Source organism: Neisseria montereyensis (genome assembly GCF_024834045.1).
Lineage (GTDB): Bacteria > Pseudomonadota > Gammaproteobacteria > Burkholderiales > Neisseriaceae > Neisseria > Neisseria montereyensis.
The window spans coordinates 26,033-49,283 of record NZ_JANUXW010000004.1 but is presented as its reverse complement, the minus strand read 5'-3'; the positions used below and the strand labels follow the sequence as shown (position 1 = coordinate 49,283).

Annotated in this window: 21 protein-coding genes and 1 other RNA gene; 17 read left to right on the top strand and 5 right to left on the bottom strand. The window is 46.5% G+C overall.

Features of this window, described 5'->3' with window-relative positions:
* The first annotated feature begins 26 nt into the window (after positions 1-26).
* Positions 27-1,649, top strand: a complete 1,623-nt coding sequence (locus NXS09_RS06245) for a pentapeptide repeat-containing protein (protein ID WP_259291694.1) — start codon at positions 27-29, stop codon at positions 1,647-1,649.
* Positions 1,650-1,688: 39 nt separating this feature from the next.
* On the opposite strand, the gene dinG is transcribed toward NXS09_RS06245, so the two are convergent.
* Positions 1,689-3,818, bottom strand: a complete 2,130-nt coding sequence (gene dinG, locus NXS09_RS06240; protein WP_259291693.1) for an ATP-dependent DNA helicase DinG — start codon at positions 3,816-3,818, stop codon at positions 1,689-1,691.
* 216 nt (positions 3,819-4,034) lie between these two features.
* Between dinG and rsgA the strand changes: the two genes are divergently transcribed.
* From rsgA to rnpB, 3 genes are all read left to right on the top strand, one after another.
* A complete protein-coding gene (gene rsgA / locus NXS09_RS06235; protein WP_259291692.1) occupies positions 4,035-4,907 on the top strand; it encodes a ribosome small subunit-dependent GTPase A in 873 nt (290 codons plus the stop codon).
* A gap of 73 nt (positions 4,908-4,980) precedes the next feature.
* The gene (gene truC, locus NXS09_RS06230) at positions 4,981-5,712 is read left to right on the top strand and encodes a tRNA pseudouridine(65) synthase TruC (protein WP_259291691.1); all 732 of its coding nucleotides are present in this window, start codon (positions 4,981-4,983) and stop codon (positions 5,710-5,712) included.
* A gap of 45 nt (positions 5,713-5,757) precedes the next feature.
* Positions 5,758-6,122, top strand: an RNA gene (rnpB, locus tag NXS09_RS06225) — RNase P RNA component class A.
* A gap of 85 nt (positions 6,123-6,207) precedes the next feature.
* Here the strand turns inward: rnpB and NXS09_RS06220 are convergent.
* Complete coding sequence (locus tag NXS09_RS06220) at positions 6,208-7,212, bottom strand: quinone-dependent dihydroorotate dehydrogenase (protein WP_259291690.1); 1,005 nt, start codon at positions 7,210-7,212, stop codon at positions 6,208-6,210.
* Positions 7,213-7,992: 780 nt separating this feature from the next.
* Between NXS09_RS06220 and NXS09_RS06215 the strand changes: the two genes are divergently transcribed.
* From NXS09_RS06215 to NXS09_RS06200, 4 genes are all read left to right on the top strand, one after another.
* Positions 7,993-8,748, top strand: coding sequence for a hypothetical protein (locus tag NXS09_RS06215; RefSeq protein WP_259291689.1), 756 nt, complete (start codon positions 7,993-7,995; stop codon positions 8,746-8,748).
* Between the two features lie 30 nt (positions 8,749-8,778).
* Positions 8,779-9,288 (top strand): YadA family autotransporter adhesin, encoded by a 510-nt coding sequence (locus tag NXS09_RS06210; protein ID WP_259291688.1) that lies wholly within the window; start codon positions 8,779-8,781, stop codon positions 9,286-9,288.
* Between the two features lie 66 nt (positions 9,289-9,354).
* Positions 9,355-9,816 (top strand): outer membrane protein assembly factor BamE, encoded by a 462-nt coding sequence (locus tag NXS09_RS06205; protein ID WP_259291687.1) that lies wholly within the window; start codon positions 9,355-9,357, stop codon positions 9,814-9,816.
* A gap of 8 nt (positions 9,817-9,824) precedes the next feature.
* Positions 9,825-10,244 (top strand): murein L,D-transpeptidase, encoded by a 420-nt coding sequence (locus NXS09_RS06200; protein ID WP_259291686.1) that lies wholly within the window; start codon positions 9,825-9,827, stop codon positions 10,242-10,244.
* Between the two features lie 253 nt (positions 10,245-10,497).
* Here NXS09_RS06200 and NXS09_RS06195 read toward each other — a convergent pair whose 3' ends face one another.
* The 3 genes from NXS09_RS06195 to NXS09_RS06185 all read right to left on the bottom strand — a co-directional run bounded on the left by NXS09_RS06195 (position 10,498) and on the right by NXS09_RS06185 (position 14,344).
* A complete protein-coding gene (locus NXS09_RS06195) occupies positions 10,498-11,913 on the bottom strand; it encodes an alanine/glycine:cation symporter family protein (RefSeq protein ID WP_259291685.1) in 1,416 nt (471 codons plus the stop codon).
* 387 nt (positions 11,914-12,300) lie between these two features.
* On the bottom strand, positions 12,301-12,852 hold the full coding sequence (locus NXS09_RS06190) for a gamma carbonic anhydrase family protein (protein ID WP_259291684.1): 552 nt from the start codon (positions 12,850-12,852) through the stop codon (positions 12,301-12,303).
* A 319-nt stretch (positions 12,853-13,171) separates the two neighbouring features.
* Positions 13,172-14,344 carry an NAD(P)-dependent alcohol dehydrogenase gene (locus tag NXS09_RS06185; protein WP_259291683.1) on the bottom strand — a complete coding sequence of 391 codons (1,173 nt, stop codon included), beginning with the start codon at positions 14,342-14,344 and terminating at the stop codon, positions 13,172-13,174.
* Positions 14,345-14,470: 126 nt separating this feature from the next.
* Between NXS09_RS06185 and NXS09_RS06180 the strand changes: the two genes are divergently transcribed.
* The 9 genes from NXS09_RS06180 (at position 14,471) to rseP (ending at position 23,249) form a co-directional block, all read left to right on the top strand.
* Complete coding sequence (locus NXS09_RS06180) at positions 14,471-14,674, top strand: hypothetical protein (RefSeq protein WP_259291682.1); 204 nt, start codon at positions 14,471-14,473, stop codon at positions 14,672-14,674.
* 162 nt (positions 14,675-14,836) lie between these two features.
* Complete coding sequence (gene rpsB, locus NXS09_RS06175; RefSeq protein ID WP_259291681.1) at positions 14,837-15,562, top strand: 30S ribosomal protein S2; 726 nt, start codon at positions 14,837-14,839, stop codon at positions 15,560-15,562.
* Positions 15,563-15,702: 140 nt separating this feature from the next.
* Positions 15,703-16,557: a translation elongation factor Ts gene (gene tsf / locus NXS09_RS06170; RefSeq protein ID WP_259291680.1), complete on the top strand. Its 855-nt coding sequence runs from the start codon at positions 15,703-15,705 to the stop codon at positions 16,555-16,557.
* Between the two features lie 324 nt (positions 16,558-16,881).
* Positions 16,882-17,601: a UMP kinase gene (gene pyrH / locus NXS09_RS06165; protein WP_151049725.1), complete on the top strand. Its 720-nt coding sequence runs from the start codon at positions 16,882-16,884 to the stop codon at positions 17,599-17,601.
* Between the two features lie 352 nt (positions 17,602-17,953).
* Positions 17,954-18,511, top strand: coding sequence for a ribosome recycling factor (gene frr / locus NXS09_RS06160; protein ID WP_259291775.1), 558 nt, complete (start codon positions 17,954-17,956; stop codon positions 18,509-18,511).
* A gap of 132 nt (positions 18,512-18,643) precedes the next feature.
* Entirely contained in the window at positions 18,644-19,402 is a 759-nt protein-coding gene (gene uppS, locus NXS09_RS06155; protein WP_259291679.1) for an undecaprenyl pyrophosphate synthase, read from the top strand.
* Entirely contained in the window at positions 19,396-20,193 is a 798-nt protein-coding gene (locus NXS09_RS06150) for a phosphatidate cytidylyltransferase (protein ID WP_259291678.1), read from the top strand. Before uppS ends, NXS09_RS06150 begins: the two co-directional genes overlap by 7 nt.
* Before the next feature lie 322 nt (positions 20,194-20,515).
* Positions 20,516-21,706, top strand: a complete 1,191-nt coding sequence (gene ispC, locus NXS09_RS06145; protein ID WP_259291677.1) for a 1-deoxy-D-xylulose-5-phosphate reductoisomerase — start codon at positions 20,516-20,518, stop codon at positions 21,704-21,706.
* Between the two features lie 199 nt (positions 21,707-21,905).
* On the top strand, positions 21,906-23,249 hold the full coding sequence (rseP, locus tag NXS09_RS06140) for an RIP metalloprotease RseP (RefSeq protein ID WP_259291676.1): 1,344 nt from the start codon (positions 21,906-21,908) through the stop codon (positions 23,247-23,249).
* Positions 23,250-23,251: the final 2 nt, after the last annotated feature.

Sequence of the window (23,251 nt, the reverse complement as noted above, 5' to 3'; positions counted from 1 at the left end):
GTGAGTTTTGCTTGTGAGAAAAAGATATGGCGACAAATAAAGGTGAAACAAAAAAGACAAAAAAGAAAGGGTTTGATTGGTTAAAGCTAAAGCGTGAGCAACTCAATCAAAAACCTAGAGGGAAATTGGTTTTCCTAACTGCTATTTTAGAAATAGAAGTTCTGTATTTTTTATGGAGGTACGGATTGCCCATACTCAAAGAAGATCCATTTTGGGCAGACGTATTAAAAGGCAGCGGTGTTTGGACTTTTTTAGTGTTACTGCTGTCTGCACCTATTGCTTTTTTTCTTTGGTTATTCCGAGATGAAAATACCGTGCATCAAATTGAAAACCAACGCAAAGATGTTAATCTGAAAGAGTTCCATAAAATTGCCGAATGGGTAAGCGGTTTGCATTTGGTGGAAGATAAAATTACCGAAAAAACCAAACCTAGCGAGCAGCCAAATAATGAAACAGCGGCTGCCGAATCGGAGCAAACCGTATCAGAAATACCTTTAAACATCGAAAATGCTCGGGAATACGGCCAAGCAGGGGCAAAACGCCATCTGCCCAGCCATAGCCGCGAAGACGGCGCGGTTGGTTTGCAAGTAGCAGCGGTTTATATGTTAAAGCCCTTTTATTGCGGCGAGCATGGGGATGATTTTCGTAAGCCTGCATTAAACTTGCTAACCGCGGTATGGTTGGCTTTATTTAAACAGGTTGAGAAAAATAAAACTTGTGCTAAAAAATTAAGCAAAAGCCCGTTGGGAATTGCTTTAACCGAAGTATTATTGGCCGATGGTGGTGAGCATCTTCGTTATCACTCTGAGGTATTTCCTAATCTGTATCTGCCTTATTTAGATTTACATTTACCCGGTTTGGATAAGAAGGTTTTTGGGTTATTTAAAGATATGGACTGTACGGGGATTCAATTGCAAGGTTCTAATTTAATTAGGTCTGATTTAAGTGGATCCAAATTAATTATGTCTGATTTAAGTGGGTCTAATTTGAGTCGGTCTGATTTGAGTGGGTCTAATTTAAGTGGATCTTATTTGATTGAAACTAATTTGAGTGGGGCTAATTTGAATGAGTCTTATTTGTTTGGTTCTGATTTGAGATGGTCTAATTTGAATGGTTCTGATTTGGGATGGTCTAATTTAAGTAAATCTGATTTTAGGGGATCTAATTTGATTGGTTCTAATTTGGAAGGGGTTAATTTGATTGGTTCTAGTTTGGATGGAACTGATTTGAGAGAGGCTAATTTGAGTAGTTCTGATTTGAGAGAGGCTAATTTGAGAGGGTCTAATTTGAGAGGAGCCAATTTATTAGATACTCAAGGGCTGCTTACTTGTAAGCATATGAATGAAATACAGGATTGGGAAGGAGTGTTAATAAGATTAGAAGATGCTAAAGCTATAAAAAATAAATTTGAATTATTTAATATGGATTGTCTATTAGTAATAGATCAAATAGATAAAATATATAAAATGAAAAGGTCTGTAGGTGAACAATTTCTTTTAAAGGAAATTTATTTTCAGTTTACAAATAAATTATCAGATTATTCAGTTAAACATACTTTAAGAATACTAGAAGAAACCCAAAATCAAGTTTTGAAAGAATTCCAAGAATTAAACCCAAATTGGGAAGTTACCATAGTCAATCCAGAATAATATTGCAGCTTTCTCAATAATCAATATCACTTTAATCCTTCACCCAATCCTCTTAAACGGCGGCAGACAGGCAAGCATCTGTCTGCCGTAGTTTTGTGTTTTCACACGGTTGTCGAGTATGGTCACGCGGCCGTAGTCTTGTTCGGTGCGGATTAGCCGTCCGACCGCCTGCACCAGTTTGATACTGGCTTCGGGCACGGTGATTTCTATAAAGGGATTGCCGCCGCGCTGCTCAATCCAACGGTTTTGGGTTTTTTCAATCGGGTTGTCGGGCATGGAAAACGGCAGCTTGGCAATAATCACCTGTACGCAGGCGATGCCGGGCAGGTCTAAGCCTTCGGCGAAGCTGTCGAGGCCGAAAATAATGCTGGCGCGGCCGTCTGAAATGGCCTGATGGTGTTTTTGCAGTAATACGGCTTTGGGCTGTTCGCCCTGTACCAATAATAAGGGCAGATAGTCGGCAGGCAGGCGCAGGGCGACATCTTGCATTTGTTTGCGCGAAGAAAATAAAACCAAAGTGCCGATGGCTTCTTCGGCGGAAATCAGCTTCGGCAGCCATTCGACAATGGCGGCGGTGTGGGCGGCCGGGTCTTTGGGGCTGGCGCTCAGCGGCGGAATATAGAGCTCGCCTTGTGCGTCGAAATCAAACGGGCTTTCCAGTGCCAGTGTGGTGGTTTCGGGCAGCCATTGCAGGCCGGTTTGGCGCAGAATCAGGCTGAAGCTGCCGAGCGATTGCAGGGTGGCGGAGGTGAGCACGGCGCCGGCGGCTTTGCGCCATAGGTTGTTGGCTAAATAGGCGGCGCTGCTGATGGGGCTGGCGTGGAAAATATAATCGTTTTTGTCACCGATGCGGCGGCTTATCCACTTGGCGAGCGGGGCTTCTTCTTCCGCCGGTACGGTGGCGAGTAAATCCCATGTGTCGTTGATTTGTTCGACGCGGGCGCGGAAAACGCCGAGCTCGGTGCTGAGGCGGTCGATTTGCGCGCTGTCTTGTTCTTTGTCGCGGCGGGCGGCGGCTAGGGCATCGTTGAGGCTGTTGATGTGTTTGTAGAGGCTGCGGGCGGCAACGGCGGTATTGGATACGGTTAAGGCGAGCGCTTCGGGGATTTTGCCGTCTTGCCAGAGCCATACCGATTCGTTGCTTTCAGACGGCCTCAGTGCCGGTTCTTCGGCTAAGTGAAACTGCCATTCCTGCAGGCTTTCGAGTAGTGAAGCGGCGGCTTCGTCGGCAAGGTTGGCGAGCTCCGCTTTGTCGGCAACGGCGGCGATTTTGTCGGTGAGGGCGGGAAGCTTTTCCATCACCCACACGGCTTGGTTCCATGAGTGTTCGGCGGCAAATTGGTTGAGGGCTTTTTTGGGCAGGTGGTGCGCTTCGTCGATGCAGTAGAAGCTGTTTTCCGGGGCGGGCAGAATCACGCCGCCGCCCATGCTGATATCGACCATTAGCAAATCATGGTTGGTTACGACCACGTCTACGGTTTCGAGGGTGTCGCGGGCAAGGTAAAACGGGCACTCGGGGCGGTTGGGGCAGGCGGCTTTCAGGCAGCCGTAGTTGTCGTTATTCACTTTTGCCCAGAGGGTGTCGTCGATTTTTTCCGGCCATGTGTCGCGGTCGCCGTTAAAGCGGCGCGCGGAAAAGGCGTCGGAAAGCTCGTGCAGCAGTTTCAGGTCTTCGGGCTTGGGTTTGCTGTCCCACAATACGGTGGGGGCTTCGAAGCCGAGCAGGTTTTGTTGGGCGTTGTTTTGGGTGAGTTGATAGAGTTTGTAGGGGCAGAGGTAGCGCCCGCGGCCTTTGGCCAGTGCAAAGGTGAGTTCCAACCCGCTTTGGGCAACTAAAAAAGGCAGGTCGCGGTCAATAAGCTGTTCTTGCAGGGCAACGGTGGCGCTGCTCACTATCAGCCGTTTGTTGCGCGTTTGCGCCATAATGCCGCCCGCCAGCAGATAGGCCAAGCTTTTGCCCACGCCGGTCGGCCCTTCTATCACCACAATGCTTTCGCCTTCGCGCTGCGGGGGTTCGCCGCCTTCAGCACGGGTTTGCGTGCGCGAAAAGGCGTTGGCAACCGCGGCTATCATTTCCCGCTGCGCGGCGCGCGGGCGGAAGTTCGGCAGGTTTTTGCCGATGTTTTGGTAGTGTTCGCGGATGGCGGTTTTTTCTAAATCGGTGAGCATGAAGGCCGTCTGAAAAAGGGTGGGCGGAAAAGGGCTATTTTAGCATTGTTTGGGGTGGAAGCTGGTTAAAACACGGCAGCGGTGCACGGCGGAATAGGGATAAGAGGCCGTCTGAAAAGTATCGGTTTGGCGGTAATAAGGTTTTCAGACGGCCTGACAAATCCTGTAAAACCTGTAAAATAAGCCGTTCACTTATTTATCACGTTTATTCTATCTATGCCCGAAACCGCCCAAATCACCGCCAGCTATGGCCGGCGCTATATTGTCCGCACGCAGGAGGGGAGCACGTTTGATGCGACAACCCGCAAAAAGCGTGTCGATTTTGCCTGCGGCGATTGGGTGCATATTCAGTTAATCAATGGCGAACAGGCGGTAATCGAGGATTTTCTGCCGCGCAAAAGCCTGCTTTATCGGCAGGATAATTGGAAAACCAAGTTGATTGCGGCGAATGTCGATAAGCTGTTTATTGTAACGGCGGCATCGCCCGCGCCCAATGAAATGCTGTTGCAGCGGGCGTTGCTGGCTGCCGAAGCGGCGGGCATTGAAGCGGTTATTGTGTTAAACAAAGCCGATTTGCCCGAAGCGCAAAGCTGGTATGAAAAGTTTCGTTTTTATGAGTCTTTGGGCTATCCGGTGGTGCAAACCCGTGCGCTGGAAAGTGCCGATGTGCTCAGGCCGCTGATGCAGGGGCATACCAATATTTTCTTGGGGCAGAGCGGCATGGGTAAATCCACGCTCACCAACGCGCTATTGGGCAGCGATACCGCCCGCGTCGGCGAAATTTCAACCGCCCTTGATTCGGGCAAACACACAACCACGCATGCGCGTTTGTATGATGTGAATGCGGAAACCAAGCTGATTGATTCGCCGGGTTTGCAGGAATTCGGGCTGCACCATCTTGATGTCAGTATCTTGTTGCAGTATTTCCCCGATATGCGCCATCTGATCGGGCAGTGCCGTTTTCACAATTGCACCCATCGCGCGGAGCCAGGTTGCGCGGTTAAAGCGGCGGCGGAAGCGGGCGATATCCGCAAGGAGCGCGTGGCGTTTTTACAGCGGATAACCGATGAACTGCTGCGTTCGTCGTAATCTTTATTGCAAGGCCGTCTGAAAATATTTCGGCAGCGGCAAGCCTTTTCTCTTTTTTCTTATAGAAGCCGTTATGCTGGAAATCCTTTATCAAGATCATTTGTGTATTGCCGTGAATAAACCGGCCGGTATGTTGGTGCACCGAAGCTGGCTCGACCGCCATGAAACCCGTTTTGTGATGCAAACCCTGCGCGATCAAGTCGGCCGCCATGTTTTCCCCGTCCATCGGCTCGACCGCCCGACTTCAGGGGTGTTGTTGTTTGCTTTCGACAGCGACAGTGCGCGCGTTTTAACGCAGCAGTTCGAGCAAAAAAGCATTCAAAAAACCTATTGGGCGGTGGTGCGCGGCCATCTGCACGGAAGCGGCCGCATTGATTATCCGCTGAAAGAAGAGGCCGATAAAATTGCCGACCGCTTGGCCGATCCGGATAAACCCGCCCAAACCGCCATTACCGATTATCGCTGTATTGCTCAAACCGAGCAGCCGTTTGCGTCTTCGCGCCGTTATCCCACTTCGCGCTATTCATGGGTGGCGCTGGTTCCGCATACGGGGCGCAAGCATCAGTTGCGCCGTCATCTAAAACATATTTTTCACCCGATTGTCGGCGATACCACGCATGGCGATAATGCCCAAAACCGTGCCGTTGCCGCCCATATCGGCAGCACAAGATTAATGCTGCACGCCCGCACGCTGGTGTTTTGCAGCCCGGAAACCGGCCAAACGGTTCGGGTTTCGGCACCTGTTGATCATGCTTGGCAGCAGTTGGCAGCGGCGTTTGGTTGGGCGGATATTTTGCAAACGTGAATATAACCGCGCCGAAAGCTTGGGCGTGCTATAATCCGCCGCTTACAGGCCGGGCAGACAGCCGCCGCGCCATGCTTCAGGCATGCGGGGAGGAAAGTCCGGGCTCCGAAGAGCAGAATGCCGGCTAACGGCCGGGCGCAGTAATGCGACGGAAAGTGGAGCAGAAAGCAAAACCGCCGATGGCCGTCTGAAAAGGCGGTACAGGTAAGGGTGAAAAGGTGCGGTAAGAGCGCACCGTGCACTTGGTAACAAGGCGCAGCAGGCTAAACCCCATTCGGAGCAAGACCAAACAGAACACGATAACGCTGCTCGCCGAGTGTTCGGGTAGGTTGCTGGAGTGCATCAGCAATGGTGTGCCTAGAGGAATGGCTGTCCAACGACAGAACCCGGCTTATCGCCCGACCTGTATGATTGTTTGAAAAATAGGCCGTCTGAAAATGTTTTCAGACGGCCTATTTCATTCTATTGGTTTTATTAGGGTTGAAAAATCAGGATTTAAACGCAGGCTTTCAAACATTCTTTCACCAAGTCCGGCCCTTGATAAATCAAGCCGCTGTATAGTTGAACGGCGGTTGCACCCAAACGCATTTTTTCTACGGCATCTTCGCCGCTGCCAATTCCGCCAACCCCGATAATCGGCAGCTTGCCCGCTAAATCATGAGCAAGTTGCGCCAACACACGGTTGCTTTTTTCCCGCACCGGTTCACCACTCAAACCACCTTGTTCTTGCGCCAACGGATGTGCGCCCAAGATGGTTTTATCAATGGTGGTATTGGTGGCAATCACCGCATCCATTTCGGTTTGCACCGCCACTTCGGCAATGTCGGCAATTTGGTTGTCTTCTAAATCCGGCGCAATTTTCACCGCCAGCGGCACATAACGGCCGGCTGCAGCGGCAAGCTGTTGCTGTTTGTCTTTTAATTTGCCCAATAACGCCGCCAATTCGTTGCCGCCTTGTAAGTCGCGCAGGTTTTTGGTGTTGGGCGATGAAATATTCACCGTGATATAGCTGGCGTGGGGATAGGCTTTTTCCAAGCAAATCAGATAATCATCTGCCGCCCGTTCTATCGGGGTATCGGCATTTTTACCGATATTAATACCGAGAATTCCTTGATAGCGGCTTTGGGTAATGTTGCGGATCATGGCATCGATGCCGTGATTATTGAAGCCCATGCGGTTGATAATCGCTTTGTGTTCGGGCAGGCGGAATAAACGCGGCTGCGGATTGCCGCTTTGCGGGCGCGGGGTCACGGTACCGACTTCGATAAATCCGAAACCGAGTGCGGCCAGCGCATCAATATATTCGCCGTTTTTATCCAAACCGGCCGCCAGCCCGACCGGATTGGGCAGGGTTAGCCCCATTAGTTGCACGGGGTGGGTTTGCGGGTTGACTTTAGGCAATACCCCCAAACGGTAAGCATAGTTTAAGCTGTGTAATGCTAGGTAATGCGATTTTTCAGGGTCTGCTTTAAATAATAGGGGGCGGATAAATGAATACATAAGAAATTTAGAGCCGGTTTTGTTTTGATGTGATTATTTTACCTGAAGGTAAAGTTTTTCGTGAAAGTTTCTATCAGGCATTGGGATAGGCTAAATAAATGGTAATCCAACATAATGAGGGATTCATTAAAAGTTAATTTATTTAAATAAAAATGATATATAAATATTTTATACAAAAAAATTAATTTTTGATGTAGTGAAAAGAAATCCGATTGTGGAGGTAGATGCTATTAAAGTGTAAAAAATGCAACAGTTTCTTGCAAAATAAGGTATTGCAAAAATTTAATATGTAATTTGGAAATATTCAATATTCATAAATAAACAAATATAATATTTCATTTATTAAATTAAATTGAGAACCTATTTTTTCATGATAAATAATTAATTTAATCAAAAAAAGTTTATTTTTTTTAGTTTTAAAAAATAAATGTAAATTAAATAATCTCAAGTGTTATCTAAATGTAAAGAAAAATATAAAAACTATATTATATATAATAATAACTTAAATAATTAATTAAGTTATTTTATAAAATTTTTTGTTAATCAAAATTTTTAATTGTTAAATTTTACTTTGGTCTGATGCAGTAAAGTTATATGATGAATCATAAGAGCGAATTAAGAAATTTAATTCTTAAATTAAACCGTATCAATTTTTACTTACAACTTTTATTTAACCGTATCGTAAAGTCAGGTTGGTTATTGCGCAGATACTAACTTGTGCCGTTGGGGCAAATGTCTTTAATAATAGGCCGGAACGATACTCTTTATGTGGAGAAAATCATGAACCAAAATATAAAAGTCGCCTACAAAAAATCCAAACAGCATGTTATTGCTGCTTCGGTTGCTGCTGTTTTATTAGGTTTTGCTGCTCAGGCCCAAGCCGATATGGTCGGCGCTTATATGGGTATTAACCCGAATCCGGGTGGTGTGGCAAAGAATGCTATGGGTGAAGGTGCGGTTGGTCGTTATTCGATTGCCGCCGGTATTAATGCTATGGCAGCGGACCAAGGTTCGATTGCGGTGGGTACCGATACCGAATCTACTAAAAACGGTTCGATTGCTATCGGCCCTATATCGAAATCCACAGGTATTTCATCTACTGCAGTAGGTAATTTGTCACAAGCGGTAAACAATGCCGATACTGCAGTCGGTCGTCAGGCATTGGCTAGTGGCGGCTCAAGCACTGCTTTGGGTCAAAATGCACAGGCGACTGAAAACTATTCGGTTGCTATCGGTACTGCTGCTCAAGGTTCGGGTCGTGTGTCAACCGCGATCGGTACCCGTTCGCAAGCCAGCGGTCAGTCTTCTATTGCAATGGGTACTTATGCCCAATCTACCGAAGTGGCTTCAACCGGTATTGGTGCAGGCGCGAAAGCAACTGCATTTGCCGCAACTGCTTTGGGTAACAGAGCGCAGGCGACAGGTAGTGAAGCGATTGCAATCGGCCGCAATGCCAATGCCTCTTCTGCAAACAGTATCGCTCAAGGTTCCGGTGCACGGGCTTCTGCGTTGAACGCTGTTGCTATCGGTACGTAAGCAAATGCGTCTGAGCCGGGTTCTGTTGCTTTGGGCAGCGCTTCCAGAACAGCTGCTGCCGTGGGTACGACTTCTGCCACTGTCGGCGGCTATACTTACGGCGGATTTGCCGGTACGGCTCCGGTGGGTACGGTTAGTGTGGGTTCCACTGGTGCGGAACGTACGGTAACCAATGTTGCCGCCGGCCGTATTAATGCAACCAGTACCGATGCGATTAACGGCAGCCAATTGTTCCGTGTTGCCGAGCAGGCCAATCAAAATGCCGCTGATGTGGAAGGACTGAGAAACCATGTTGACGACATCAAAAAAGATTTGCGTGCCGGTATTGCCGGAGCGACCGCGATTGGCTTCTTGCAACGTCCGAACGAGCCGGGTAAAAGCTTGGTATCTGCCGCAGTTGGTGGTTATAAAGACGAACAGGCCATTGCATTGGGATACGCCCATAATTCGGACAACAATAAATGGTCGACTAAGTTTGGCGTTGGCTTCAATACCCAAAAAGATGTGAACTGGGGTGCCAGCGTGGGCTACCAGTGGTAATAACTGCTGAGGCCGTCTGAAACCGGGCGGCCTATCGAGAACAGAATAATTGAAAGGAAATATATAATGAAACTGTCTGCAATGATTTTGCCCGTAGTAGCCGCATTTGCTTTAGCTGCCTGTGGTAATTTAAGCCAAGTAAATGATGAAGGTATGACCGATAACCCGGTATGGCCGAATCCTGAAAAAACCACATTCCGCCATAGCGGTACCCAACATGGTTCATGGCCGAATTGGGATAATGTGCGTCAAATCGAAGCCGGTATGAACAAAGATCAAATCTATAACCTGATTGGTCGTCCGCACTTTAACGAAGGCATGTATTCTGTACGCGAATGGGATTATTTGTTTAATTACCGTGAAGATGGCGAACTTAAAACTTGCCAATACAAAATCTTGTTTGATAAAAATATGAATGCGCAAAGCTTCTTCTGGCTGCCGGAAGGTTGCGGACCGCGTGCACAAGAGCCGGTGCGCGAAGTGATTATCCGTGAAGTGGAAACTTCTCCGAAACGTATCCGTCAATAAATATAGTGATGAAAAAACAGATTTTGGTGAGTATGTTGCTCGGCCTGACTATGGTTGCACAGGCCGGCAATATTGATCAGTTGAAAAAACGTAAAGCAACGGTTTATCTGGACAGGGCAGAAATGTGTTTGGAAGATAACCATTGTTACCCCGTGCTTATCGGAAAGACAACGCCGAAAGGTGTGTTCGACTTAAATATCGTCAAAACCCATTATCGCGGCTATGGCGGTGATGTGATGAAATTTAAGGAAGAGGGTAACTTTATGTTTGCGGTTCACCGGGTATGGACGTTAAAACCGGAAGAGCGGCGGATGGAAAGGATCGCTTCTTCACGGGTGAAAGACCGGATCATGACCAATGGCTGTATCAATGTGACCAATGATGTTTATGAGCAACTCAAAGCTTATTTTGTATTGGAAGTGGTTTAGCTATTGCAAATGAGCTGATGAGGCCGTCTGAAACGTTTTCAGACGGCCTTTATTATTGGATATGAATGGCATAGTGTAGATTCAGACGGCCGTCTGAAAGCAGGATAGGGTATAGAGGTCAAAGTGAATGTTTTTAAAAGCAGATGTCAATTAGTACGAAGGTAAGAGATTGAGGCAATAAAAACAGGGCGGATATTATCCGCCCTGTTTTTATTTAAATTGCCGGTTTACGCAGCATATTGGCTTGGTTGGTTTACCAAATATCTGATTTAAAGCGGCGTTTCAATACGGGATGTTCTGAAAGTTTGAATACGGGTTCTTTGCCCATTTTCAATTTGCCGTTGTAGTCTTTCAGCAAGAGGAAAACCAGCGGGCTGAGGGCCAGAATCGCAATCAGGTTGATTAAAGCCATAATGCCCATAGACAAGTCGGCCATATCCCATACCAGCGGTACGCTGTTTACGGCACCAAAGTACACCATACCCAATACGCACATACGGAAGATGGCCAACAGCAGCCAGTGGCTGTTGATAAATTGGATATTGGATTCCGCATAAGAATAGTTGCCGATAATGGTGGAAAATGCGAATAAGAACAGGACAACGGCTAAGAAATCCGCCCCCCATGCGCCGACGTGGTTGACAATGGCCGCTTGGGTAAGTTGTACGCCGGTGAGTTCGCCCGGATTGAAGTTGGCGAGCAACACCAGAAAGGCAGTACAAGAACACACGATAATGGTATCGACAAACACACCCAACATTTGAATCACACCTTGTGATACAGGGTGTTTCACATCTGCCGCTGCCGCTGCATTCGGTGCAGAACCTTGGCCGGCTTCATTGGAGTATAAGCCGCGTTTGATACCGTTCATCATGGCTGCGGAAATAGCGCCGACCAAGCCGCCGCCGGCTGCTTTGAGTTCGAATGCGGAGCCGAAAATCATACCGAATACGCGGGGTACTTCGGAGATATTCATAATAATCACATAGAAGGCCAGTAGCAGATAGATGAGCGCCATAGCGGGAACAATGGCTTCTGCTACGCGTGAAACACGGCGGATACCGCCGAAAATAATCGGTGCGGTGAAAATCACCAAACCAACGCCTACCGCGTGTTTGTTCCAGCCCCAAGCCACTTCGGTTGCGGCAACAATGGAATTGGATTGGACGGCGTTAAAGACCAAACCGAAACAGAAAATTAAACTCAAGGCAAACAATATGCCCGCCCATCTTTGTTTTAAGCCCTGGCTGATGTAATAAGCAGGGCCGCCGCGGAAATGGCCGTTTTCATGGTCGCGGATTTTAAATAACTGAGCCAATGAAGATTCGGCAAAAGCAGAGCTCATGCCGATTAAAGCGGTTACCCACATCCAGAAAACCGCGCCGGGGCCGCCGAGTGTAATCGCAATGGCTACGCCACCGATATTGCCCACGCCTACGCGGCTGGCGAGACCGGTAACAAAGGCTTGAAACGGTGTGATGCCGTGGGGATCATCACCGACTTCGCGGCCGCCCAACATTTCTTTAATACTGCGGGCAAACAATCTGATTTGAACAAAGCCGGTTGCCAGCGTAAAAAATAAGCCGGTACCCAGTAATAGGAAGATTAACCCATTCCATAAATGCCCGCTCACATAATTAATAAATTCGTGAAATACTGATATATCCATAATCATCACTATTCTTTTAGTTGAGTTAGTGTATTTTCGGCATTAGTAGACAAAGTGATGTCATATAAAGCCTTTCGGAAAGGCCATTCTAATATAGCCTTAACAAATAGGGTAGGAATTTACGTAGGAAAATAACAAAAATTTAATGTTTGCTATATCAGCATTGATTTGGAAAGTTTATTGTATTGAATATGATATAGAGGAATGGAATAAGCAGCTTGAATGGTTATGATTGAAATGATATTACAATAAAATGCAGAGTATTTTATCAAGCGTAAAAAGTTAGGTATTTATAAAAAATAAGAAATATATTTAAAACATTATTTTATGTTGTATTGGTTGAAGAAAGAGCTGTTAAATCAACAGCTCTTTGAAATTATTAATATTTTAAACTGATTCTTGTTTCTGTATGGTTTGCTTATGGTTGGCGGCAACGCGCATATAATGTTCGGCGGAATAAACCAAAAAGGCTTTTTCTTCATCACTCAGCGGGCGAACTTGTTTAACCGGGGAGCCGACATAAAGAAAACCGCTTTGCAGGCGTTTGCGGGGCGGCACCAAACTGCCCGCACCAATCATCACATCATCTTCTACCACCACATCATCCAGAATAATCGTGCCCATGCCGACCAATACGCGGTTGCCAATCGTACAACCATGCAGCATAACCTTATGGCCGATGGTTACATCTTCACCTATCACCAATGGCGAGCCTTCCGGCTTTTCAGGCGTTTTGTGTGAGACGTGTACCATGCTTAAATCCTGTACATTACTACGCGCGCCAATCGTAATGCTGTTGACGTCGCCGCGTAATACGGCAAACGGCCAAATAGAGACATTTTCGGCTAAGGATACTTCCCCGATAACGGTAGAAACAGGGTCGATATAGCAGCTTTCGTGAATCTGGGGGTAATGTTTGAGGTAGGGGCGGATGTTCACTTTGTTTCTCCGTTATTTTGTTTATTAAAATATACCGTTTCAGACGGCCTGCAATTTCATTTTAAAATTGATTGGTTATACAAAATAAGCAAGCCTGAAAAAGCTTGCTTGGGTTTTATTGTATAGCAAAGTGCTTGAATGATTCCACTGATAAGGTTTATGTTGCCGTGTCAGGCTGGAAGTAGATTGGATATGGGGCCGTCTGAATATTTTGTAAACCCGATAGCAATATAAAATGCCGACCCGACAGCGTTATTCTGTCGGGTCGGCATGGGTTTGCTGTCGCTACTCTTTTTTAACGTAAACTCAAGATACGTTATCAGAGTGCGGCATCGGCGATTTTTAAAATCGGTTTTAAAGTCACGCCGCTATGGCTGTCTGCCACTGCTTGGTTGATATCTTTAAAATCATAATATTTGACTAATTTGTCAAATGGGAAATCGCCTTTGAGGTAGAGGTCGACCAAGTCGGCAATAAATTTTTTCGGTGTTGTTCTGGCTTGAACGTTGCCGATAATGCTTTTACCGTAAATCAGTAAATCGTTAACATCAAATTCGGCAGGTGTACCCATCGGCGGTGCGCCGACTACCGCGATTTTTCCCAAACGGCCTAATGCGTTGACGCCTTGGGTAAGTATGGCCGGTATGCCGGTGGTTTCCAAGGCAAATTTTACCCCGCCGCCGGTAATCTCTCTAATGGCCTCAACCGGATCTTGTTTTTTACTGTTGATAACATGCGTTGCCCCCAATTCTTTGGCAAGCTCTAAGCGCGAGTCGACAATATCAACGGCAATAATGGTGGATGCGCCCAGTAGTTTGGCACCCAATAATCCGCTCAAACCAACGGAACCTGCCCCCCATACGGCAAAGCTGCTGGCGGGTGTTACTTCTAAAGCGTTCATCACGGTACCGGCACCGGTTTGGATACCGCAACCTAACGGGCCGAGCAATTCGATGGGCGCATTTTTAGGAACTTTAATGGCGTTACTTTCATGCGCTATGGCCAAAGTGGCAAAAGAAGATTGTGAGAAGAAGTGGTCGTTAATCGGATTGTTTTGAGCATCAAAAATGGCATGGCTGCCGTCCATATCGCTACCGCCGAAGTTGCGCTCATAAGATTCCACGCAGAAAGGTTGTTTGCCGGTATAGCACTCTTCACAATGTCCGCAATAGCCGTAGGTCAGAATCACATGGTCGCCTACTTCGAGATCCCTAACTTCGCTTCCTACTGCTTGGATGATACCCGCGCCTTCATGGCCTAACACTACGGGTAAAGGTACCGGATAATATTGATTGCGTGCGCTAACATCTGTATGGCAGATACCCGTTGCCACGATTTTGACCAACACTTCGTCATGTTTAGGCTGACGTATTTTTAGAGATTGGATTTCAAAATCAGCGCCTTTCCCTGAAACAACAGCAGCTTTCATATCCAGTAAGTCGGCGGGATTAATGGGTGTGCTTTCTGAATGAGCATGACTATGTGTATTCATTTTTGATACTCCTTATCGGTTATACGTCATGAATAGTTAGGATAACTAAACTTTGGTTGACAATATAAATTATATTCTATATTAAGAATTTAGGACGAAAATTTAGTTTAAGGGATAGTTAAAACGATGTGGTATATTATTGCCATCGGATATTTGTTTGTGACCATATTATTTTCTGCCGCCCAGCCGAGTATTCCAAGAGCGCTGATTTATTTTATATTTTGGTCGGTACTGCCCAGTTTGTTTACTTTTTGGGTAGTCAAGGTTTGGCGGCGTAATCGGCAGATGAAACGGCATGAACAACAGATAAACCGAAATAAGGCCGGTTAACCTCTTTTCAGACGGCCGTTTCCCTTATATAATTCTACAGTTTCCCTTCATTTGGGAAATTTTTTATAAACCAATGCCCGCACTCTGCGCGAAAGGGTGCCTGCCAAGCAGCAGGTTCTATGCGACGGAGTGTATGCCTTAACCCTTTATCAAGGAAATTTTATGTCTCAAGTTACTATGCGCCAAATGCTGGAAGCAGGCGTTCACTTTGGTCACCAAACTCGTTACTGGAACCCGAAAATGGCGCCGTATATTTTCGGTGCGCGCAATAAAATCCATATCATCAACTTGGAAAAAACCCTGCCGATGTTCTTAGAGGCGCAAGAAGCCGTACGACGCTTGGTAGCCAATAAAGGCACCGTATTGTTTGTCGGTACCAAACGCCAAGCGCGTGAAATTATCCGCGAAGAAGCGACCCGTGCCGGTATGCCGTATGTTGATCACCGCTGGTTGGGCGGCATGCTGACTAACTACAAAACAGTAAAACAGTCTATCAAACGCTTGGAAGAAAAAACCGCAGCCTTGGAAAATGCGGCTGAGAGCGGTTACAGCAAAAAAGAAATTCTGGAAATGCAACGCGATGTTGAAAAACTGGAACGTTCTTTAGGCGGCATTAAAAACATGAAAGGCCTGCCGGATGCGATTTTCGTTATCGATACCGGTTACCAAAAAGGTACTTTGGTTGAGGCTGAAAAACTGGGTATTCCCGTGATTGCCGTGGTAGATAGCAACAACAGCTTCGATGGCGTGAAATACATTATTCCGGGTAACGATGACTCGGCAAAAGCCATTCGTCTGTATTGCCGCGGTATTGCCGATGCCGTATTGGAAGGCAAAAACCAAGCCATTCAAGAAACCGTAGCAGCCGCCCAAGCTGCCGCTGAGTAAGGCTTGTATTCAAAGGGGCTTGTATAGCCCCTTCGTTAAATCATCACAGGCCGTCTGAAAACTACATAAAGTAAATCAAACGGTCTCACAGATTTTCAAGCACGGTAGAACCGTGTTCCCCAATTTCTAGGAGAGTTAAAATGGCAGAAATTACTGCAAAAATGGTTGCCGATCTGCGCGCCGCTACCGGTTTGGGTATGATGGAGTGTAAAAAAGCTTTGGTTGAAGCCGAAGGCAGCATTGAAAAAGCTGAAGAAATTCTGCGTATTAAATCCGGTGCCAAAGCAGGTAAATTGGCCGGCCGTACTGCTGCCGAAGGTGTGTTGGCTTATGTGATCGAAGGCAATGTCGGCGCTTTGGTTGAAGTGAACTGCGAAACCGATTTCGTAGCAAAAGATGCCGGTTTTGTGGCATTTGCCAAATCGGTAGCCCAAACAGCCGTTGAGAAAAAACCGGCTACGCTTGAAGAATTAAGCGCATTGGTGGAAGAAGAGCGTAAAGCGATTATCGCCAAACTGGGTGAAAACATGTCTGTACGCCGTTTCCAAATTATTGAAACAGCCAATAGCCTGACTGCCTATATTCACGGTGCTTTGGCTACCGAAGGTGTATTGGTTGAATTCAAAGGTGCCGAAGATGTTGCGCGTAAAGTCGGCATGCACATTGTTGCTGCTAAACCGCAATGCGTTTCTGAAAGCGAAGTGGATGCGGAAACTATTGAAAAAGAACGCCATATCTACACTCAACAAGCTATCGAATCCGGCAAGCCTGCCGAGATTGCTGCCAAAATGGTGGAAGGCCGCATCAAAAAATTCTTGGCCGAAATCACTTTGAACGGTCAGTCTTTTGTGATGAACCCTGATCAAACCGTAGCGCAATTCTTGAAAGAGAATAATACTGAAGTTTTATCTTTCGTTCGTTACAAAGTCGGTGACGGTATTGAGAAGAAAGAAGTCGATTACGCCGCTGAAGTTGCTGCTGCAGCTAAGGTGTAAATCATGATTTAAAGAAAAGCACTCGGATTCAATTGAATCGGGGTGCTTTTTTTTGAGAACTTTTTTTGAAAAGTTTGACCTATTGTTAAACGGTATTGATAAATAGCCAATATACTTTATCGTTGTTAAAAATAAACTAGATAATTTAAAAGCTATTTGGATAAATCATTCATGGTTGGCATCGTTAAGTATTCCTTAAATGGATTGTACTGATGATGAAAACGCTTATATAAACACATTAAGAATTTTTATAAACATATAAGACTGTCTGAAATGGTTTCAGACGGCCTCTTTTCTACCAATCTGAAGAAAGCAAGGTATCTCATGACACAAAAAACCAAATATAACCGCGTTTTATTGAAATTATCCGGTGAAGCCCTGATGGGTAAAGACGCTTTTGGTATTAACCGTGAAACCATTATGCAGATTGTCGGCCAAGTTAAAGAAGTTGTTGATATGGGCGTTCAGGTTGCCGTTGTGATTGGCGGCGGCAATATTTTCCGTGGTGTGGCGACTCAGGCCAAAGGTATGGATCGTGCCACTGCCGATTATATGGGCATGATGGCCACGGTAATGAATGCATTGGCATTGAAAGATGCCTTTGAATCATTGGGACTTAAAGCACGGGTGCAATCTGCTTTAAGTATGCAGCAGATTGCCGAAACCTATGCCCGTCCGAAAGCGATTCAATATCTTGAAGAGGGTAAAGTGGTGATTTTTGCCGCCGGTACGGGCAATCCGTTTTTCACAACCGATACGGCCGCTTCGTTGCGCGGTGCGGAAATGAATTGCGATATTATGCTGAAAGCAACCAATGTCGATGGCGTTTATACGGCCGATCCGAAAAAAGATCCGACCGCAACACGCTATCAAACGATTACTTTTGACGAAGCCATCAGTAAAAATTTACGGGTGATGGATGCGACTGCTTTTGCCCTGTGCCGTGAGCAAAACCTGAATATCGTGGTTTTCGGGATTGCCAAAGAGGGTGCGCTTAAACGAGTGATTGCCGGTGAAGATGAAGGTACGTTGGTACACTGTTAAAATAAATCATTGCTAAGGCCGTCTGAAATGTTTCAGACGGCTTTTTATTTATTTATTAAGGTTGATAACAGGTAGGGTAAAATATATTCCGATGATGTGCTTTTGCAGCAATATATTTTTTATATATTTCAAGTTTATATTTTAAAAATAAATGCTTAGCGTGATTATACTGGTTATTAAATAATCATATGGCATTGATTTGCAGCTTGTGCTTGCGGGCGGGTAAACTTGTCGGAAACGCCTAAGCACGGTACTATAATCAGTTATTCTTTCATACAGGCCGTCTGAAAAACGGTTTTTAGGGGCTTGTGTATTTATTTAATTGATTTTAATCGTTTTGAGAGTATTGATGATGATTAACGACATTCAAAAAACTGCCGACGGCAAAATGCAGCGGTCCCTTGAAGTGTTGCGTGAAAATTTAGCTAAAGTCCGCACCGGCCGCGCCCATACGGGGTTGTTGGATCAGGTTGAAGTAGAATATTACGGTAGCCCGGTTCCGGTGAGCCAAGTTGCCAACGTGACATTATTGGACGCCCGTACGATTGGCGTAAAAGTTTATGAAAGCAATATGGCGGCGGCGGTTGAGAAAGCCATTCGCGATTCCAATCTCGGGTTGAATCCGGCGGCAATGGGCGATGTGATTCGTGTGCCGATGCCGATGCTGACCGAAGAGCGCCGTAAAGATTTGATTAAAGTGGTGCGTTCGGAAGCGGAAGAAGGCCGTGTGGCGATCCGCAATGTACGTCGAGATGCCAATAATGATTTCAAACGTTTGTTGAAAGATAAAGAAATCTCTGAAGATGATGCCCGTCGTGGTGAAGAGCAGATTCAAAAGCTGACAGATAAATATATTGCTGAAGTAGATAAAATGCTGACTGCAAAAGAAGAAGATTTAATGGCTATCTAATTTGTTTGGTTAACAACTAGATTAGACAGTACCCGTATCGGTTTCAGACGGCCGATACGGATATGTAAAGAAACAGCAGTCGTATTTTTCGTTTCAAATAGCCGGTGATGGGTTGCCGGTAAGGGAGCAAACATGACCAGCAGTACCCAAGCGATTTTGGAGTATACGCAGATTCCACGCCATATCGCGGTGATTATGGATGGTAACGGCCGTTGGGCCAAAAAGCGTTTTTTACCGCGCGTTGCCGGCCACAAACGTGGATTGGATGCGCTTGAAAATATGGTAAAGAATTGTGCGGAGTTGGGTGTGCAGTATCTGACCGTGTTTGCTTTTTCTACCGAAAACTGGCGCCGCCCTGAAGAGGAAGTGTCTTTTCTAATGGGCTTGTTTGCGCAGGCTTTGCAAAAGCAGGTGCGTCGTCTGCATGAAAACAATATGCGTGTCAAAGTGATTGGCAACCGCAGCCGTTTTAATGAAGTGATTTATCGCGGTATTGAAGAAGCCGAAGCGGTAACGGCGAATAATACGGGATTAACACTCACCATCGCCGTGGATTATGGCGGCCGATGGGATATTTTGCAGGCAGTGAACCATTTGATTGCACAAGGCGAAACAGAAATTAGCGAAGAAATGTTGGCCGGTAGCCTGATGTCGTCGTATGCGCCCGAACCGGATTTATTTATCCGCACCGGCGGGGAAACCCGCATCAGTAATTTCTTATTGTGGCAAATGGCCTATGCCGAGCTTTATTTCACCGATACTTTATGGCCGGATTTTGACAGGGATGCACTGAATACGGCCATCGAGTCTTTCCAAACACGGGAACGACGTTTCGGGCGGACTTCCGAGCAGCTTCCTATCGAACAGCAGCGAGACGGGTCGTCATGTTAAAACAAAGAGTAATCACTGCCTTAATTTTGCTGCCTATTATGCTGGGCATGCTGTATCAGGCTTCAGACGGCCTATGGGCGATATTCTGCGGCCTGATTGCATTATTGGTTTTATGGGAATACGGCCGCCTCTGCGGTATGGCTAAAACACAAAATCATCATTTTTTGGCGGCAACGGCCGTGTTCGGTATTACGGCTTATGCAGGCGGTTGGATGTTGCCGACCATTTCTTGGCTGATGGTGCTGGCTTTTTGGTTTGTTGTTATGCCGCTATGGCTGTATAAAAAATGGACGCTCAAGCCCGACTGGACAGCCTATGCTACGGGATTGATGCTGGTGTTGCCGTTTTGGTTTGCGCTCACCGGATTACGCCCCGATGGTGAATCTGCGTCTTCTCTGTTGGCCATTATGGGTTTGGTTTGGGTGGCGGATATTTTTGCTTATTTCTTTGGCAAGGCTTTTGGTAAACGTAAGTTGGCGCCGTCTATCAGCCCGGGTAAAAGCTGGGAGGGTGCTATTGGCGGTGCCGTCTGTGTGGCTGTTTATATGTTTTGGGTATGGTCTGCCGGTTGGCTGGCATTCGACGTGTCGTGGCCGGGCGCCATATTAATCGGTTGGGTGCTGACGGCAGTGAGTATCGGCGGTGATTTATTGGAAAGTTGGTTCAAACGTTCTGCCGATGTGAAAGACAGCAGCCATCTTTTGCCCGGTCATGGTGGTGTCTTCGATCGTGTGGATAGTTTGATTGCCGTAGTGAGCGTTTATGCGGCGATTATGGCCGTACTGGGATAAATCCGTTTTTTGAGGGAATAACCTATTATTGCTTTATGGTGGGTTTGGTAACGGTTTTTTCAAAATGGCAAAGATATTTCAGACGGCCTATGATAGGCGGCGCCCCTAGACGGTGAGATATTTTTCATTTTAGAATGAATACTTTAATTGGGCGGTATGGGCGGGTTTTTAAGTATTGGCAATAACGATAAAGTTATATAAGCCCACTGCCCGTGTCGCCGGCAGTCTGTAGATATTAAAATGGTATAATTTTAAAAAAGAATAATATATTGCTTTTTGAAAAATATTTTCAGACGGCTTGGTATATTAAAAGAACACGAACATGACTCAACAAGTATTAACTATCTTAGGCAGCACGGGCAGTATAGGCGAGAGTACGCTGGATGTGGTTGCCCGCCATCCTGAGAAATTTCGTATTTTTGCGTTGGCCGGCAATAAGCAGATACACAAACTGGCGGAGCAGTGTAAACGGTTTAATCCGCAGTTTGCCGTAGTGGCCGATGCGGAACATGCCGCCGCACTTGAGCAGCTGTTGGAATCTGCCGATTGCCGTACCGAAGTGCTTTACGGTGTTCAATCTTTATCAGATGTCGCGGCTGCCGATGAAGTCACCGGCGTGATGGCGGCGATTGTGGGTGCGGCAGGCCTACCTTCGGCATTGGCCGCTGCGAAAAAAGGGAAAACCATTTATTTGGCCAATAAAGAAACATTGGTGATTTCAGGTGCGTTATTTATGGAAACCGCCCGTGCCAATGGTGCCAAAATATTGCCGATAGACAGCGAGCATAATGCTATTTACCAAGTGTTGCCTCGAGATTATGCGGGCGGCTTGGATCAACACGGTATCGAGTCGATTATTTTAACCGCATCGGGCGGCCCGTTTCTGGATACCGATTTAAACGAATTTAATCATATTACGCCGGCTCAGGCGGTGAAACATCCGAATTGGTCTATGGGGCAGAAGATTTCTGTTGATTCGGCGACGATGATGAACAAAGGTTTGGAGCTCATTGAAGCACATTGGCTGTTTCATTGTCCGCCTGAAAAACTTGAAGTGACCATTCACCCGCAAAGCGTGATCCATAGTATGGTACGTTATCGCGACGGTTCGGTATTGGCGCAGATGGGTAATCCCGATATGCGCACGCCGATTGCGTATTGTTTGGGTTTGCCGGATCGCATTGAGTCAGGTGTGCCCGCATTGGATTTCGGTACTTTATCGGCTTTAACTTTCCGTCAGCCCGATTTTCAACGTTTTCCCTGTTTGAAGCTGGCTTATGATGCTATGAAATCGGGGGGCGGTGCACCGTGTGTTTTGAATGCGGCCAACGAAGAAGCTGTTGCGGCCTTTTTAGGTGGCCGTATCCGTTTTACCGATATTGCCCGTGTTGTCGCACATGGTTTGGAACAAGGGTTTTCAGACGGCTTCAGTGATATTGAAAGTTTGCTGGAGCAGGATAAGCAGGCACGCGCGCAGGCTCAAAAAGGCATAGCCGCCTTGTCAGGAAAATAATATAAAATATTATAGTACGGATAAAGTTCTGTAATCTTTGTAGAAATATATTTGGAACAGGGGTTTCTTTCGATAAAATACAGGCCATTGTGACAGAATCGTTATCGAGCATAGGTTGTTTAAGATAGCTGTCCGGTTTGTTGCTAACAGGCCGTCTGAAAAACGGTATTACTCATTATAGGGAATCAGTAGGAAATTTATGTTAACTACCATATTGGCTTTTGTTGCCGCAATTTTAATTTTGGTCAGCCTGCATGAATTCGGCCATTATTTGGTTGCCCGTTTGTGCGGTGTTAAAGTGGTTCGTTTTTCGGTAGGTTTCGGCAAGCCGTTTTTCAAAAAGAAACGCGGCGATACCGAATGGTGCTTGGCACCGATACCGTTGGGCGGGTATGTGAAAATGGTCGATACCCGTGAAGGCAGTGTTGCCGAAGAAGACTTACCTTATGCTTTTGATAAACAACATCCGGCCAAGCGGATTGCCATTGTTGTGGCAGGCCCTCTAACCAATTTGATTTTGGCGGTTTTATTGTATGGGCTGAGCTTCTCACTCGGTGTGACCGAGTTGCGCCCGTTCGTCGGCACTGTCGAACCGGCCAGTATCGCAGCCCGTGCCGGATTTGTGCCGGGTGATAAAATCCTGTCGGTTAACGGCAAGCCGGTAAGCGATTGGGCCGATGCACGCAATGAAATGGTATTGAATTTAGAGTCAAGCGAAGTCAAGGTTGCCGTTCAGACGGCCTCCGGTCAAACAGCTGCGCGAAACATCAATATTGCGGGCACGCCGGAAGCGGATCAGGTTATCAAGCAGCAAGGCTATATCGGCTTAATGCCTTGGAAGATTACCAATACGCTCGGCGAAGTGGTGGCCGGCAGCCCTGCCGATAAAGCCGGTTTGAAAGCAGGCGACACCTTGTTGGCGGCAGACGGACGCGCTATTCATAGTTGGTCGGAATGGGCGGTACTTTTCCGAAACAGCCCCGGTAAAAAAATGAATATAGAATACCGGCGCGCCGGGCAGGTTGCCGAAACACAGGTGCGTCCGAATTCCGAAGAGTTGCCTGATGGTACTTTGGTGGGTAAAGTGGGCGTAGCGCCCAGTGATGACAAGGCGTGGCATGAAATGATTACCCACCGTTATACCCCTTCTGTCGGTGAAGCTTTTCAGATGGGATGGAACAAAACCGTTAATTATTCTGTCATGACAGTAAAATTCTTTGGTAAGCTGGTTACCGGTCAAGCTTCTTTAAGGCATATTTCCGGCCCGGTGACGATTGCCGATATCGCCGGTAAAACGGCGGCACATGGTTTTCAAAGCTATGTAGAATTTCTTGCTTTGGTTAGTATCAGCTTAGGAATCATGAATTTATTACCCGTTCCTGTTTTGGATGGCGGTCATTTAGTGTATTATGCCGCCGAATGGATACGCGGAAAACCGCTGAGTGAGCGTATACAAGCCATTGGCTTGCGATTCGGTCTTGCTGTCATGCTTTTGATGATGATGGTGGCTTTCTTTAACGATATAACCCGTTTGTTTGGATAATG